This is a genomic window from Amycolatopsis sp. NPDC102522 (assembly GCF_055584485.1).
The window spans coordinates 72153-86815 of sequence record NZ_JBVJLY010000029.1; the positions used below are offsets into that span (position 1 = coordinate 72153).

The 14663-nt window shown below is 68.6% G+C and carries 14 protein-coding genes; 9 read left to right on the forward strand and 5 right to left on the reverse strand.

Annotation, left to right across the window (positions count from 1 at the left end; translation table 11 throughout):
- Positions 1-42 precede the first annotated feature (42 nt).
- On the forward strand, positions 43-708 hold the full coding sequence (locus ACZ6YV_RS39845) for a DNA alkylation repair protein (RefSeq protein WP_465514569.1): 666 nt from the start codon (positions 43-45) through the stop codon (positions 706-708).
- Positions 709-711: 3 nt separating this feature from the next.
- Here ACZ6YV_RS39845 and ACZ6YV_RS39850 read toward each other — a convergent pair whose 3' ends face one another.
- Positions 712-1095, reverse strand: coding sequence for a nuclear transport factor 2 family protein (locus ACZ6YV_RS39850; RefSeq protein ID WP_465514570.1), 384 nt, complete (start codon positions 1093-1095; stop codon positions 712-714).
- A gap of 124 nt (positions 1096-1219) precedes the next feature.
- Here ACZ6YV_RS39850 and ACZ6YV_RS39855 point away from each other — a divergent pair, with 124 nt between their 5' ends.
- Positions 1220-1801 carry a PadR family transcriptional regulator gene (locus ACZ6YV_RS39855; protein ID WP_465514571.1) on the forward strand — a complete coding sequence of 194 codons (582 nt, stop codon included), beginning with the start codon at positions 1220-1222 and terminating at the stop codon, positions 1799-1801.
- A complete protein-coding gene (locus ACZ6YV_RS39860) occupies positions 1794-2216 on the forward strand; it encodes a VOC family protein (RefSeq protein WP_465514572.1) in 423 nt (140 codons plus the stop codon). Before ACZ6YV_RS39855 ends, ACZ6YV_RS39860 begins: the two co-directional genes overlap by 8 nt.
- 743 nt (positions 2217-2959) lie before the next feature.
- Here the strand turns inward: ACZ6YV_RS39860 and ACZ6YV_RS39865 are convergent.
- Positions 2960-4813, reverse strand: a complete 1854-nt coding sequence (locus ACZ6YV_RS39865) for a glycoside hydrolase family 5 protein (RefSeq protein WP_465514573.1) — start codon at positions 4811-4813, stop codon at positions 2960-2962.
- Between the two features lie 72 nt (positions 4814-4885).
- Here ACZ6YV_RS39865 and ACZ6YV_RS39870 point away from each other — a divergent pair, with 72 nt between their 5' ends.
- From ACZ6YV_RS39870 to ACZ6YV_RS39885, 4 genes are all read left to right on the forward strand, one after another.
- Complete coding sequence (locus ACZ6YV_RS39870) at positions 4886-5428, forward strand: cysteine hydrolase family protein (protein WP_465514574.1); 543 nt, start codon at positions 4886-4888, stop codon at positions 5426-5428.
- A 30-nt stretch (positions 5429-5458) separates the two neighbouring features.
- Entirely contained in the window at positions 5459-5893 is a 435-nt protein-coding gene (locus ACZ6YV_RS39875) for a VOC family protein (RefSeq protein ID WP_465514575.1), read from the forward strand.
- 404 nt (positions 5894-6297) lie between these two features.
- Complete coding sequence (locus ACZ6YV_RS39880; protein WP_465514576.1) at positions 6298-7167, forward strand: MerR family transcriptional regulator; 870 nt, start codon at positions 6298-6300, stop codon at positions 7165-7167.
- Between the two features lie 46 nt (positions 7168-7213).
- Entirely contained in the window at positions 7214-8719 is a 1506-nt protein-coding gene (locus tag ACZ6YV_RS39885; protein WP_465514577.1) for a cryptochrome/photolyase family protein, read from the forward strand.
- 420 nt (positions 8720-9139) lie between these two features.
- Here the strand turns inward: ACZ6YV_RS39885 and ACZ6YV_RS39890 are convergent, their stop codons facing one another.
- On the reverse strand, positions 9140-10423 hold the full coding sequence (locus ACZ6YV_RS39890; RefSeq protein WP_465514578.1) for an alpha/beta hydrolase: 1284 nt from the start codon (positions 10421-10423) through the stop codon (positions 9140-9142).
- A gap of 38 nt (positions 10424-10461) precedes the next feature.
- Here ACZ6YV_RS39890 and ACZ6YV_RS39895 point away from each other — a divergent pair, with 38 nt between their 5' ends.
- Positions 10462-11001 carry a helix-turn-helix domain-containing protein gene (locus ACZ6YV_RS39895; protein ID WP_465514579.1) on the forward strand — a complete coding sequence of 180 codons (540 nt, stop codon included), beginning with the start codon at positions 10462-10464 and terminating at the stop codon, positions 10999-11001.
- 3 nt (positions 11002-11004) lie between these two features.
- Here the strand turns inward: ACZ6YV_RS39895 and ACZ6YV_RS39900 are convergent, their stop codons facing one another.
- Positions 11005-11283 (reverse strand): hypothetical protein, encoded by a 279-nt coding sequence (locus ACZ6YV_RS39900; protein WP_465514580.1) that lies wholly within the window; start codon positions 11281-11283, stop codon positions 11005-11007.
- A gap of 34 nt (positions 11284-11317) precedes the next feature.
- Here ACZ6YV_RS39900 and ACZ6YV_RS39905 point away from each other — a divergent pair, with 34 nt between their 5' ends.
- Entirely contained in the window at positions 11318-11572 is a 255-nt protein-coding gene (locus ACZ6YV_RS39905; protein ID WP_465514581.1) for a hypothetical protein, read from the forward strand.
- A gap of 575 nt (positions 11573-12147) precedes the next feature.
- Here the strand turns inward: ACZ6YV_RS39905 and ACZ6YV_RS39910 are convergent.
- Positions 12148-14454, reverse strand: a complete 2307-nt coding sequence (locus tag ACZ6YV_RS39910) for a PQQ-dependent sugar dehydrogenase (protein WP_465514582.1) — start codon at positions 14452-14454, stop codon at positions 12148-12150.
- Between the last annotated feature and the right edge of the window lie 209 nt (positions 14455-14663).

The following is a 14663-nucleotide window of genomic DNA, read 5'->3' on the forward strand; positions in this document are numbered from 1 at the left end:
CCTCGTAGGCTGAAAGCCACACGTGGTGGACGGGAGGCCAAGGTGACCGGGACGACGGCCGAGGTGATGGCCGAACTGGCCGCCCTCGAGGATCCGCGCGCACGCCAGGTGAACGAGAAGCACGGTGACGACCACGGGGTCAACCTCGGCAAGCTGCGTGCGCTCGCGAAGCGACTGAAAACCCAGCAGGAGCTCGCGCGTGAGCTCTGGGAAACGGACGACACCGCGGCGAAACTGCTCGCGCTCCTGATCTGCCGTCCGAAGGCGTTCGAGCCGGGCGAGCTGGACCGCATGGTGCGCGAGGCGCGTACCCCGAAGGTGCACGACTGGCTCGTGAACTACGTGGTCAAGAAGAACCCGCACGCCGAAGAGCTGCGCCTGGCCTGGTCGGCCGATCCGGATCCCGTGGTCGCCAGTGCCGGCTGGGCGCTGACCACCGAACGCGTGGCGAAGCAGCCCGAGGGCCTGGACCTCACCCGACTGCTCGACGTCATCGAAGCGGAGCTGAAGACCGCGCCGGATCGGCTGCAGTGGGCGATGAACCATTGCCTGGCGCAGATCGGGATCGAGCACGCGGAACACCGTGCCCGGGCGATCGGCATCGGGGAGCGCCTGCAGGTGCTCAAGGACTACCCGACCCCGCCGAACTGCACGTCACCGTTCGCGCCCGTCTGGATCGCCGAAATGGTGCGACGCCGGCAAGAATGAGCTTCAGCCGAGCGCGTCCGCCTTGATCGCCTCGAACTGCGCGCCCATGCGCGCCGCGAGTGCCTCCGCCGCCCGCAACGGCCGGACCATCACCTTGAAGTCGGTGATCTTGCCGTCTTCGTCGAAGGTCAGGAGGTCGCACCCGTTGATCTGAAGCCCGTCGACAGTCGCCTCGAACTCGTACACATGGTGGGCGCCGTCGTGGATCTCGCGGACGTAGCTGAAGTCCTCGAACACGCGCAGGACCCCGCGCAGGATCGCCGCGGTGATGGCCTTTCCCTGGTAGGGCTTGAAAGCCACCGGGCTGGTGAAGACCACGTCGTCGGCGAGCATCGCCTCGATCGCGGCGGCGTCCTTCGCTTCGACTGCCTGACGGAACGTGGGCATGACGATCTCCTCATAGTCAATTTGTTGAGTAGACGTCGCCGAGCGTAGGCGATCGTCTCGCACCTGTCCATCAAAGTGACTAATCAACTTTGCGACTAATCCAGCCGGTGGTTATCATTGCTCCATGGCGTTGCGGAACGCGATCCTCGCGATGCTCTTGGATGGCGAGTCCTCGGGCTACGACCTGGCGAAGGGCTTCAACGCCTCGGTCGCCAACTTCTGGACCGCGACACCCCAGCAGCTCTACCGGGAGCTGGACAAGATGGAGTCGCAGGGCCTCGTGGCGGCCAGGGTCGTCGAACAGGAGCGGCGGCCGAACAAACGGCTCTTCTCCTTGACCGACACCGGCGCGACCGAACTCGCCGAATTCACCACGCGCGCACCGAAGCCGACCGCGATCCGCGACGAGCTGCTGGTGCAGATCCAGGCTGTCGAGGCAGGCGACGACGAGCGGATCCGGCGCGCTGTCGCGGACAGGATGGTCACCGCCGAAACGAAACTCAAACGCTTCGAACGTCTCCGGGACCGCCTGCTCGGCGAGTCCGCCGAGGCGGAGTTCCTCGCGACCGCGCCCCGCGTCGGCCCCTACCTGACCCTCGCCCGCGGGATCGCGTTCGAACAGGAGAACATCCGTTGGGGCGAACAGGTTCTCGCGGTGCTCGACCGGCGGGCGGCCGCGGGCCTCGGAGGTGATCGGCTTGGCTGAGCGGGAAAAGGGCCCGGTGTTCCGTCAGGTGGTGCTGGACTGCGTCGACGTCCGCGCTCTCGCGGAGTTCTACCGGCGCCTGCTGGTGTGGGACTACCGTCCGGGTGACGAACCGCCTCGGCCCGGTGCCGAGGACAAGGACTGGCTGGTGCTGAGAAACCCGGACGGCGGGGCGCAGCTTGCCTTTCAGCAGGTCGATCGGCTGGAAGAAGCGAGCTGGCCGGACCCTGGACCGGTGCCTCAGCAGCTGCACCTTGACCTGACCGTGGACTCGGTCGAGGAGCTTGAGGCGCAGCACGCCCGGGTTCTTGAGCTCGGTGGGCGGCTTCGGTCTGACCGCAGCGACGATCCCGAAGAGCCACTGCGTGTCTACGCGGATCCGGCGGGGCATCCTTTCTGCATCTTCGTCGCCTGAGGGCTCTTGGGCCGAAAGCCAAAGGTGGGTGCCGGCCTCGGATAGAGCGGAAGATTCTTCGTAACGCGCCTCCCCGCCAGGCCGAACCAGGCGAGGGGGTCGTGAGTGGCGTTTCGTGTCAGGACCAAAGGTGTCTCAGGTGCCTACTGCCGGGCTTCGCGTGACCGGCGGGACGGCACGCGTGATCAGCGGGACGACACGCGGTGAGACTCGGCGTGGCCGGGTGTCGTCCGTCCAGTCACGCGTGTCGTCCACTCGGTCACGCGAAAGTACCGGCTCGGCTCGCTTGGCTCGTGAGTGGCGTTTCGGGTTCTATTGAGGGGTAAGGCAAAGGTGTCGGGTCGACGAGGGCGCGAGTTGTCACTCAGGGTGAGGGGTGTGTGGAAATAGGGACGCTCGACGTCCCTATTTCCACACGCCCTCCCTGTCCGACTGTCGTGACCGGTCCGGTCACGACAGGACTGTGTGGATTTCTGGTCATCCAACGCACCAAAATCCACACAGTCGACGCCACAGGCCCGGTGTCGCGCAGAGTCACCGACACCGTCCACAAACACGCCAGGTTTGCCTTACCCCTCAATAGAACCCGAAACCCCACTCACGACCATCCCGGGACCGACACCTCGCCGCCACATTGGTGTCGCGAAAGCCACTTTCGCGACACTAGACGTCCCGAAAGTGGCTTTCGCGACACCCGAAGCTGACACGCGGGCCAGCGCCGAACCCGATACGTTCGGCTGCCCTCAGGCGCGGCAGAGCAACGCGTCGGGAGTGCGATTCGAGCCGACGCGGCCGGTGTACGCGACACCGGCGACGTATTCGCCCGGAGCGCATTGACCCTTGTAGTGGCCCGACGCGAAGTCGCCGCCGGGTGTCCCGGATGGCCGGTTGTCGCCGCGGTCGAACCAGACCGTCCGGCCGGTGCGGCCCAGCGGAGTGGCGGATTTGCCGCACAGCAAGGCGGAGAACGCCGCGCCGGTGACGCTGTAGCCGACGGCGGCGTGGTCGGGCGGGCATTGCACCTTGGTGTAGCCGGACGCCCAGTCAGTGTCCACATAGGTCTCTCCGCGCACCACCGTGTACGCCGCCGGAACAGCGAGCGTGCCGGTGCACAGCCCCCGGTTCCCGGTGTGGGAAAGGCCGGTGAGCCGCTGACCATCGGGGCAGACACCCTTGCGCGCGCCCGGATTCCAGTCCGCCATCGCGCGGACCGCACGGGAAGCCTGAAGATCGGCGTAGTCGAGGTTGAGCATCGACCAGCGTTCGGCCATCGGGATCTGGCCGGTGCGCGACGGCGAGTTCACCAGCCGTCGCCAAGCCGGTCCACGCCAATCGGTGCCGTCGAGCACGTCGACGCGCCGGCCCGCGGTGTCCCAGGAGAGCAAGGACCAGCCGTTGCCCCCACCGCCGTTGTGGAAACCGACCGCGGGCCAGTAGGCGAAATCGGTGTCGTTCTCGGCGAGATAGCCGACGAAGTTCTCGAACCAGGCGCGGCTCGCCGGATCGGTGGTGTGGCCGCCTTCGCCGAACTCGCTGATCCAGAGCGGCGCGGTGTAGTGCTTGCCGGTCTCCGCCGAGACGAAGAACGCTTGCCGGTAAAGGACATCGCGGAGTTCCTGGGGTGACAGGTCCCGGTAGCGCGGGTCGTGGGTCTCGCCGGTGCCTGTCGCCCCGGAATGGTTCGGACCGGTGTAGCCGTAGAAGTGCGCGGCGTAGACTAGTTTCCCGGAGTCCACGAGGGTGTGCGACAGCGTGCGGGCCGGCTCCAGCGTGGGCCTCCCGTGGGGAAGGCCGTCCATGGGCAGCCCGGTCCAGTTGATGCCTTCGACGATGATCAGCAGGTCGGGATTGGCTTCGGTCTGGATGCGCTCGGCCACCCGCTGGCTCGCGCGCTGCCAGTCCGTGCCGTTGCCCCAGCCCCAGTTGGGATCGTCGAAGACGTTGCGGCGGACCTCGTTGTACAGGTCGGCGCCGACCACCCGCTTGTTCGCGGCGTAACGGCGGACCATGAACAGCCAGTCGTCCTGCCAGCGCTGCTCGGTCTGCGCGGTGTTCCAGCGCTCGTTGCCGTCGAGACCGCAGCACCAGCGCGAGGTCGTGGTGTGGTTGTTGAGGATCACCGCGAACCCGCGTGCGGTCAGCCGTGTGACGACCCGGTCGTAGACCTGCAGCGGGGTCAGGCCACGCAGATCCGGATTCGCCGACAGGGCGGGAACCGGTGCGGTGTCATGGATCATGGCGTTCGAGAAGGGCAGCCGGACGCTGTTCAGGCCCAGCTCCGCCAGTCCGTCGATGACGGTGTCGATCGAGACCCGGTCCAGCCCGAGCGGCGTCTGGTAGGCGATCTCACCCGCGTGGTGGGTGGCCGGATCGTTCACGTCGCCCGACCCGGTCCACGTACCGCTCGCGCCGTGCCAGTTGGCGGCCTTCAGCTTGAACCGGTCGCCCGCCGCGTCGACGATATAGCGGCCGCGCGTGCTGAGCGGTGCGACCCAGGCCGGCGGATCCGCCTCGGTGCGGGCGGCCGCGAGCGGGGGAGGGGGAACCACGACGCCGACCGTGACCAGCGCCGCGAGCAGCACACTCTTGATCCTCACCCGCCGGAGGCTAGCCATTCGCACCGTCGGTTGTATACGGACGTTCGGGTTCACTGTTGGTAGCTTCCCGTCATGACCACAGCGCTGATCATCGGTGACCTCCAGCGAGGCATCACGGGCGGCTACCCGTTCGTCAGGCAAGTCCTGCCGCCGCTCACCACACTGCTTCCCCGTGCCCGCGCGGCCGGTGTGCTCGTCGTGTTCGTGCACTTCGCGCTGCGGGGCAACGGATCCGACCTGCCGCCGGGCAACGCCTTGGTCAAGACGTTCCACGAGTCCGGGGACACCTTCCACGAGGGCTCGGCCGGAACCGAGATCGATCTGCCCGTCGCCGACGAGGACGTGGTCGTGCTGAAACGCCGCGCCAGCGCGTTCGCGGGCACGGATCTCGACCTGGTGCTCCGCGCCCAGGGTGTCGGCACGGTCGCGATCGCCGGGGTCGCGACCAGCGCGATGGTGGCCGCGACGTCCTACGACGCGGCGGACCGCGGGTACCACGTGACCGTGCTGCGCGACGGGTGCGCCGACGGAGATCAAGCGATGCACGACTTCTTCGTGGACAAGGTCTTCCCGAGCCGGGGGTTCGAGGTCGTGTCCTGTGCGGACTGGTCGTGACGGACCGGTCCGAGCGGCTAGGGTGATCCGATGACGTCGGTCAAGCAGGTCCAGATCACCTTCGATTGCGCGAAACCCGAGCGTGTCGCCCGTTTCTGGTGCGAGGTGCTGGGATACGTCGTGCCGCCGCCACCGGAGGGGTTCGCCACCTGGGACGACTACACCGGTTCGCTGCCGCCGGAGAAGCAGGACGCGGGTTTCGTCTGCGGTGATCCCACCGGGGTGGGCCCGAGGCTGTACTTCCAGCGTGTTCCCGAAGGCAAGGTCGCCAAGAACCGGGTGCATCTCGACGTGCGCGTCGGCACCGGGCTCGTGGGCGAAGAGCGTCTCGCCAAACTCGAGGCCGAGTGCACCCGCCTGGTCGCGCTCGGCGCTGTTCGTGATCGAGTCCTGCTCGCCGACGAGGAAAACGAGTCGTGCATCAACATGCGGGACATCGAGGGCAACGAGTTCTGCCTCGACTGACGCTCTTTTGGTCACTCAGTCAGTCACTCAGTCGGCTGACCGCCATTCGTGGGATCGATTCGCAACCGTTGCAAAACTCAGGTATCGTCTTGCCTGCTCACGAATCGAAAACGACCGCCTGGAAATCGTGGGTGACGTCCCGTTTCGTCACCCCTGCGGGCCCGGCCACCCTCCCCCTCGTGCCGGGTTCCGTGAGCCCGGCGGCGCCCGGCGGAATCCGGCCCCTCCCGGTCGTTCCGAGGCGCCGCCGGGTACTCATCCGCGTGTACGTCACCGGATGCCCGCCGTGAAGGGGACACGCGCACCGGCCTCGTCGCGGCCGTGGGAGCGTCGTGTGATCTCGTAAGCTGTCCGCGGTGTGCACCCGTACGGGGGAGGACTACACCTGAATTCGCGAGGTGTCGATGGACGTCGATGAGGTGAGCGCGGGCTCTTGGACCCCGGGCATGGTCGCCGAGGAATTGGGTATCTCGCCGGTGACCCTCCGGACCTGGGCTTCCCGCTACGGCGTCGGTCCCTCGCTGCGGCCGGACGGGCGTCATCGCCGCTACTCCGACTCGGATCTCCGCAAGCTCCAGTACATGCAGCGGCTGATCGGTCGTGGGATCCGGCCGCGTGAGGCGGCGGCCGCCGTGTTCTCCGGCGCGGACGACGTGGTCCCCGAGGTCTCCCTCGACAGGCGGGTCGGCGAACTCGAACGGGCCTCTGAGGGCCTCGAATTCACCACCATCGCCGCTCTCCTGGACGAAACGCTCGACACGATGGGCGCGGCCAGGATGTGGACCGACGTCCTGTTGCCGATCCTGCGCAACCTCGGCGGCCGCTGGCTCCGCAACGATGTGTGCTTCGAGTCCGAGTGGGCGCTCACCAGCGAAGTGTCCTACGCGCTCCAGCGCTATGTCGCCCGGTTCGCCTACACGCCGTCGGACCGCCGCGTGCTCATCGCCTGCTGCCCCGAAGAACGCCACAGCCTGCCTGTCGAAATCCTGCGCGCGTCGATGGCGGAGGTCGGCATCCCCGCCGTCTATCTCGGTCACATGGTGCCGGCGGAGACCACGACCGGGATGGTCGCCAAACTCGAACCGGTCCTGGTCGTGCTGTGGTCGATGTCCCCGACGACCGTCGACAACGTGCTGCGCCAGCGCCTCCAGCGCCGCGGTTTCGAGGTCGCCGTCGCGGGTCCGGGGTGGGAGGGGCTCAACGTCCGCGGCGCGCCCTGGGTCAACGATCTGGCCGAGGCGCTGGATCTCGCCGCCGAGCGGATCAAGGTCTGAGCACCTACGATCGCATCGATTGCGAATCGAAAGGGCAGGCCTGGATATGCGACGCGTCGGCGGCACCGAACCGCTGTGGCTGTTCGGCGATCAGCTGGGACCGCACTTCCACGGCACGGCCGGGAACCGGGACCGCGAGGTCCTGCTGATCCGCTCGGCCGCGGCCTTCGCGCGACGCCCGTTCCACCGGCAGAAGATCCACCTGGTCGAAGCCGGGATCCGGCGGCTCGCCGCGGATCTGGGTGACCGGGCCCGGATCATCGACGCGCCGACCTACACGGACGCGCTGCGCCGGTTCGGGAGGCCTGTCGTGGTACACGAACCCGGCTCGCACGCCGCCGACGCCCTCGTGCGGCGCCTGCGGGAACAGGGCCTGGTCGCGGAAGTGCTGCCGACGCCGGGGTTCGTCCGGTCCAAAGAGGACTTCGCGACGTGGGCGGCGGACCGGCAGCGGTTCGTGATGGAGGACTTCTACCGCGATCAGCGCCGCCGGTTCGGTGTCCTGCTCGAACCGGACGGCGGCGCGGCGGGCGGGAAATGGAACTTCGACCACGACAACCGGCGTCCCCCGCCGGGGCGTTCGACGTTGCCGGTTCCCGCGCCCTGGTTCCCGACCGAGGACGCCGTGGACGAGCAGGTGCGCGCCGACCTCGACAGGGCGGAACGGGACGGCGAGATCCATCCCGTGGGTGTGGACGGCCCGCGCCGGTTCGCCGTCGGCCAGGCCGAAGCGGAGGAGGCGCTGGAGCGGTTCCTCGACCACCGGCTGGCGACCTTCGGGCCGCACCAGGACGCCATGCTCAGCGCCGACTGGGCGATGTCGCACGCGCTGCTGTCGGTGCCGCTGAACCTCGGGCTCCTCGACCCGCTCGACGTCATCCGGCGCGCCGAGGAACGGCATTGGTCCGGCGCCGCGCCGGTGGCGAGCGTCGAAGGCTTCGTCCGGCAGATCCTCGGCTGGCGGGAGTGGATCTGGCACCTCTACTGGCATCTGGGGCCGGACTACCTGAAGAAGAACGAACTCCACGCCCATCGGAAGCTGCCCCGGTGGTGGCGGGAACTCGACGCCGACTCGGTCGAGGCGGCCTGCCTCCGCACCGCGCTCGCCGGTGTGCGGGACCGCGGCTATGCCCACCACATCGAACGGCTCATGGTGCTGGGCAACCACGCCCTGCAGCGCGGCTACGACCCGGCCGAGCTCACCGGCTGGTTCGCCACCGCGTTCGTCGACGGTTTCCCGTGGGTCATGCCCGCCAACGTCGTCGGGATGAGTCAATACGCGGACGGCGGGATCGTCGGCACCAAGCCTTACGCGGCGGGCGGTGCCTACATCGACCGCATGAGCGACCACTGTGGCGGGTGTACCTACCACCCGAAGAAACGAGTGGGCGCCGACGCCTGCCCGTTCACCGCGGGCTATTGGGCCTTCCTCGACCGCAACGCGGATCGTCTGCGGGGCAATCCTCGGATGCGCCAGCCCTTGAACGGCCTGGGCAGGCTGGCCGACCTTCCCGACGTCGTGGCGCGGGAAAGCCGGCGCGACCGGTTTTGACGCCCTGTCCACGGTCCGGCTGCCGTCGTCGACAGTGGACCACGCGGTGAGAGAGATCCTGCGCACCGGCGGCCCGGAGATCATGGAGCGCGAAGACCTCCTGGCTTTGGCGAGAGAGATCTGTCCTGAGCTCTTCGACCGGAATGGGCGGGCGGCCCGCTTTTGACAAATGCCTGTATGCGCGGCTTCGTGGAGGGGTCGTTAGTGGCGTTTCGGGTTATTGAGAGGTAAGCCAAATCCACACAGTCCCGCATGACAGGTCCAGTCACGACAAGGTGTGTGGAAATAGGGACAGTGAACGTCCCTATTTCCACACACCCGTCACCCTCAGCGACACCCCGCCTTCACGGACTGCCACCGCCAGGACGCCTTTGCCCTTACCCCGCAAATCCGTTGGACGGATCCTGAAGCCGGAACGCGTCATCCCGTCCTGCCCAGCCACTCCGCGATGTCGTCGATGACCGCGGGGTCGACATGGGCCGGTTCCGCGTAGTCGGCCGGTGTGGAGGGACCCGTGCCGGGGAAGAAGAGGTGGTCGTCGGCGGCGTGGACGCGGATCGTGACGTCCGGGCGGTCGGCGAGGCCCGTTTGCCAGCGCGACAGGTCGTCCTCGACGGTCACTTGATAGTCGCGACCGCCCTGAAGGATGAGCATGGGTTTGTCCAGCCCCGCCGCGGCCTGGACCGGGTCGTAGCCGCGCTGATCGAGCCAATACGACGCGGAGAAGCCGAAAGGCAGGTCCGCGGCCGGAGTGGCGGGGGAGAGGCCGGGGCTGTCGACGTTCGCCGCCTGCCGGGTGAACAGGTCGACGGTGTCCTGGCCCAGCAGTCCGGGCACCGCGGTCATCAGGTGGCGGGCGACCCGGATCGCGGCGTGGTGCATCGGCTGGGTGTCGCCCGCCAGGATGAGCAATCCCGCGACGGCGGGCTCGGCGAGCGCGACCCGCGGCGCGACCTTGCCGCCCATGCTGTGACCGAGTACGAAGACTCGCTTCGGGTCCACAGTGGACTCTTGCTGCAGGAGGCGGACCGCGGCCGTGGCGTGCGGCACGTATTCGTCGGACATGGTGAAGCCGGGAGCGCTCGCCGTTTCGGGGCGGCTGTGGGTGATCTTGTCGAAACGCAGCACCGCTACGCCTCGGTGGGCGAGACCCCAGGCGAGGTCTTTGAGCGGTTTGTTCGGCCCGCTGGTCTCGTCACGGTCGAACGGCCCGCCGCCGGGCAGCAGGACCACGGCGGGCCGAGTACCGGGTCCCGCCGGCCGTGTCAGGGTCCCCGTCACGGCTGACGAACCGGCGTCGAGCGTGACCTCGTGTTCGGTGAACGTCGCCGGGTCCGCGTAGGACGGCTGTGTCCATGCCGCGCTCGCCGGGGGCGCGAGCTGCAGGCCCTGCAGCAAGCCCTCCTCGTCGACCGACATGAGCACCGTGAGGTCGCCGCGTTCGCAGTGCACGGGAACGCCGACCCGGACGAGACCCGCGGCGGCGGGCTCGGCGACCGGGTCCCCGAGGCCGGTGACGGTGCCGCGCTTGGCGGTTTCGGCCGTCCACGCGGCCCGCAGCGCGTCAGCCCGGACGACAGCGCGCAACGGTGGCGCGAAGTGCGCCTCGACCTCGTCGAAGTGTCCCTCTCGCAGCATCTCGGCGATGGCCGCCGCGGTGGCGGCAGGAGTCGGCCCCAGGTTCATCTCGAGTACCTTTCGCATGTTTTGCGAAAGGTAGCACATCATGAGACTGTCGGGTGGTGAACGCGTTGGAACTCCTGGCCCATCCGGTTCGCCTGCGCCTGGTGCACGCGCTGCGCGGGGAGCGGGTGCTCACCACGGCCCAGCTCTGCGCGCGCGTCCCCGATGCCTCGAAGGCGATGGTCTATCGGCATGTCGAACTCCTCGAAACGGGTGGCGTCCTGGAAGTGGCGGAGGAACGGCGGGTGCGCGGCGCCGTCGAACGGGGTTACCGGCTCCGCCAGGATCGCGCGGCCATCGATCCCGACGCCGTCGCGTCGGCGTCCACAGAGGACTTCAGGCGTAGCTTCGCCGTCGCTTTGGCCGCGCTGGTCGCCGAGTTCAACGCCTACCTGGACCGGGACGGGGCCGATCCGGTCGCGGACCTGGTGGGGTACCGCCAGCACGCCGTCTGGCTCTCTCGCGAGGAACTTCTCGAGATGATCGGCGCGATGCAAAAGGCCATCATTCCCGTGCTGTCCAACGAGCCCAGGCCGGATCGCGCCCAGTACCTGCTGAGCCCGATCCAGTTCCCGATCGAGGACCCGGGTCAGGCGTGATCGTCAGGCGTCGCGAATGCTGAAGGTCGTGACACAGAAACCGCCGTCCTCCTCGCGATCCGCGATCACGGTGCCCTTGGCGGACCGGCCTTCGACGGTTCCGGCGACGTCGGCCAGGACGAATTTGGAGGTCCCGCTGGTCCTGGTGATCGCGACGCGGGAACCCGGAGGGAGGAGGGAATCGATCTTGTCGTCCATGAACCTCTTCTGCTCTTCGCAGGCCACCGCGATCGCCCCGGCCTTGTCGTGCCCGGCGATCTTGGTGAGGAAGTCCGTGATCACCTGAACGCCTTTCTCCGGCGCCTGCGGGCGCCTGGTGACGGTGACCCTCGGCCTTGTCGCCCGGCTGATCGTCGTGCTGGTCGGGCTGCTCGTGGGGCTGGACGTCGGTACCGGACTGGAGGACGGGGCGGGCAGGGGGATGCTGTCGCCCTTGCCGAGCAAGAACCCGGGAGCGGCGAAACCGGTGATGCAGAAGGCGACGAAGACGATCACGGCGATCAAGATCCCGACGGCCGTGCCGGGCTTGACGGTCGACGGCCGTGCCGGTGTGTTCTGCTGGTCGGGGTAGTCCATCGGAGTCACCTTCCGTGCGGGAGCTGAATTGGCGATCCGACGGTGCTTTCCCGGTGTGGGTTCCGACCTTTCGGTGATCTTACGGCGACCCGGATTCTGTTTCCCGGCAGGGAAAAGCGTGCATCGGGAAAAGTGTCGGTGGTCGGTGTCACACTCCCGGCATGACGAACGAGGTGCGGCTCAGGGCCGTCGAGCAGGCCGATCTCGACGTGTTCTTCGAGCAGGAGCAGGACCCGGAGGCCACCAGCCGCTCCGCGTTCCCCCCCGCGTGACCGTGAGCGGTTCATGAAGCATTGGAAGGACAGGGTGCTCGGCGATCCGACGGTGACCGTGCGCACCGTTCTGGTCGGCGGCAGGGTCGCAGGCAACGTGGTGGCCTGGCCGCAGGACGGCAGGCATTGGGTGGGTTATTGGTACGGCAGGGATTTCTGGGGAGGAGGTGTCGGATCGCGAGGGCTCGCGCTGTTCCTCGACGAGATGCCGGTACGGCCGTTGTGCTGCTCGTGCTCGACCAGTGACCACCGTCGTCCCGGCCGCGAGGGCGCGACCGGGACAACGGGAGGTGACGGCTCAGCAGGGGCGCAACAGCCAGCAGAGCCGGTAGTTCGCCTGGTAGGTCGTGGACGTGCCCGGCGCGACGATGTTCTGTGTCCGCGCGCCGCCGTGCGCCCAGTCGGTGAAGGCGTACTTCAGGTTGAGCGGTGGCAGGTTCTGCGGGCTGTCCGCGCTGATCGAGTTGATGGATCCGGCGATCACCGTCCGGGAGAACGGGGTGCGCTGCTGGGTCCCGCCGACGGTGAGCAGCGCCTGACCGGGGTTGGAGGCGAAGCTCAGCGACACCGTCTTCGGCTGGAGATCGACGGTCTTGCTGCCGGTGCGCCCGCTCGAATCGGTCGCCGTGAGGGTCAGCTGCAGATAGGACGGGTACTCGTGGTCCGGTGCGACGAACGAGCCGGACGCGACGCCGGGGAAGTCCTGGACGTTGTGCGTATGGCAGGTGCCGTTGGCCGCGCAGTGCCGGATCGCGAGCCGCCAGGACAGCGCCGACGCCGGGAGTTCGCCGTCCTGGGCGTCGACGGCGCGGCCGGAGAACGGCACGGTCTGACCGACCGACCAGGTCAGCGTGCCTGCCGGGCTGTCGATGACCGGCACCGGGTCGAGGCCCTCCGGATTCCCGATGGTCACCCGCACCGTCGTGGTCGCGCTCGCGCCGTGGGAGTCCGTCACCCGCAGTCCGACGTCGACGGCGGCGGCCGCGGTGTAGGTCCAGGCCGGGTCGGGTGCCGCCGAGTCGTCGTAGGCGCCGTCACCGTCGAGATCCCAGGCGTAGGACAGGGTGTCCCCGGTGTCCGGGTCGGTGGAGCCGGTGCCGTCGAACCGGACCGCCAGCGGTGCCGGGCCGTTCGCCGGATTCGCCGTGGCCACCGCGGTCGGCGGCCGGTTGGTGCCACCGGGATGGCTCACGCGCCGGAGTTCGCCGCTGCCCAGCGCGACGTAGAACAGGTCGCCGCCCGGCCCGGTGAGCACCTGCACCGGCGTGTTGACGCCGGTCACGAAAGGCACCAGGCGGCTCGCGCTCGGCAGGCCGTCGACGGTCCGCATCGCCCAGATGCAGCCTCGGGACGAGTCGGAGAAGAACAGCGCGCCGGAGTACTCGGCGGGGTAGTTGCTGCCGGACTCGAAGGCGATGCCGCTGATCGACGAGCCGCCGGTGGGGCACGGGTCGCTCGCCACCACCTTGGCGCGGTGGTTGTAGGCGTAGTACGGCGGGGTGTGCCCGCCGGAGCTGTACAAGGACTCGCACAGGTCGAGGTTCGCGCCGTCGTACCCGGCCTGTCTGGCGTTGCCCTCGTAACAGGGCCAGCCGAAGTTCTCGGCCACGCCGTCGCCGACGTCGGCGACGCGGTTGATCTCCTCCCAGGTGTCCCAGCCGACGTCGCCCGCCCAGAGCTCACCGGTGCCCGGCCGGAAACCGAACCGGAACTGGTTCCGCGCGCCGTAGGCGATCACGCGCCGGGCGTTGGCGTCGGCGCTACCCGCGAAGGGATTGCCGGGTAAGCCTTCGCCGGTGTCCGGGTCGAGGCGCAGCAGTGTGCCGTTGAGCAGGACGGGCTCCCCGGCTGGGCGACGTGGTGACTGCGAGCGCAGCGCGCCGCCCTCGGCCGTCGGCGGCGCGAGGTTCGTCCCGGCAGGTGAGGGCGGGTCGGCGCAGGGGTTCTCGACCTGGCCGTAGTCGGCGAAGTTGAAGCTGGCGCCGTCGCCGCCGCCCGCGTACAGGGCGCCGTCCGGCCCGAAGGCGAGAGCGCCGATCGAGTGGCTGGGGAACTGCTGGCACCAGCCCGTGACCAGCGGCTTCTCGCTGACCGCGGTCCCGGCCGGGCCCATGGTCAGCTGGGAGACGCGGCCGGTGACCACGCAGCCCTTGGCAGTCGCACCCGGAGGGGTCGGGCAGGTGTCACCCCATCGCGGCGAGGTGCCGCCGGGCACCGCGTCGAGGGTGTAGGAGACGTAAACGTAAGGCCTGGCAGGGAAAGCGGGGTCGACGGCCAGCCCGAGCAGGCCGCGGTCCCAGAAGTCCTGCGTCTGCGGGCGCAGGTCGGCGAAGACCGTCGCCGTCGGGTCGGCGAGCGAGTCGAAGACCTTGACCAGGCCGCTCTTCTCCGCGACGAACACCCGGCCGTCGGGCGCGAACGCGGTGGCTGTCGGCGAGCTGAGCCCGCCGATCGCCAGCGTGTCGGTGAACCCGGCGGGTACCGCGGCTTCGGCGGGTGTCACGGCGGCGAGCGCGACCGCGAGGGCGCCGACGAGCGGACCGACCACGCCCACCGCCAACGCACGTCGTGATCTTCGTGGGAACAGCGGACGGCGAGAACTCATCACCCGAACTCCTCCTGCGTGGGGACCGGAAAGAACACGACAGCTGTCCGGTATGGCGTGAGAAGACCGAAAGTTGTTACGCCCCTGCCAGAAATGCGCACAACTCGCCAAAAACGCGCTGAGCCGGGTGCGCGCGGCGCCTCCTCGTGGGTGGTCCTCGGTCCCGGGCCTGGCAGGAGCGCTCGGCGGTCGATGATCACCGTCGAAAC

Bases quoted from the DNA above. Each gene is read 5' to 3' on its own strand.
- ACZ6YV_RS39850 (WP_465514570.1), bottom strand. From the start codon at position 1,095: ATGCCCACGTTCCGTCAGGCAGTCGAAGCGAAGGACGCCGCCGCGATC.
- ACZ6YV_RS39855 (WP_465514571.1), top strand. From the start codon at position 1,220: ATGGCGTTGCGGAACGCGATCCTCGCGATGCTCTTGGATGGCGAGTCC.
- ACZ6YV_RS39870 (WP_465514574.1), top strand. From the start codon at position 4,886: ATGACCACAGCGCTGATCATCGGTGACCTCCAGCGAGGCATCACGGGC.
- ACZ6YV_RS39875 (WP_465514575.1), top strand. From the start codon at position 5,459: ATGACGTCGGTCAAGCAGGTCCAGATCACCTTCGATTGCGCGAAACCC.
- ACZ6YV_RS39880 (WP_465514576.1), top strand. From the start codon at position 6,298: ATGGACGTCGATGAGGTGAGCGCGGGCTCTTGGACCCCGGGCATGGTC.
- ACZ6YV_RS39885 (WP_465514577.1), top strand. From the start codon at position 7,214: ATGCGACGCGTCGGCGGCACCGAACCGCTGTGGCTGTTCGGCGATCAG.
- ACZ6YV_RS39890 (WP_465514578.1), bottom strand. From the start codon at position 10,423: ATGCGAAAGGTACTCGAGATGAACCTGGGGCCGACTCCTGCCGCCACC.
- ACZ6YV_RS39910 (WP_465514582.1), bottom strand. From the start codon at position 14,454: ATGAGTTCTCGCCGTCCGCTGTTCCCACGAAGATCACGACGTGCGTTG.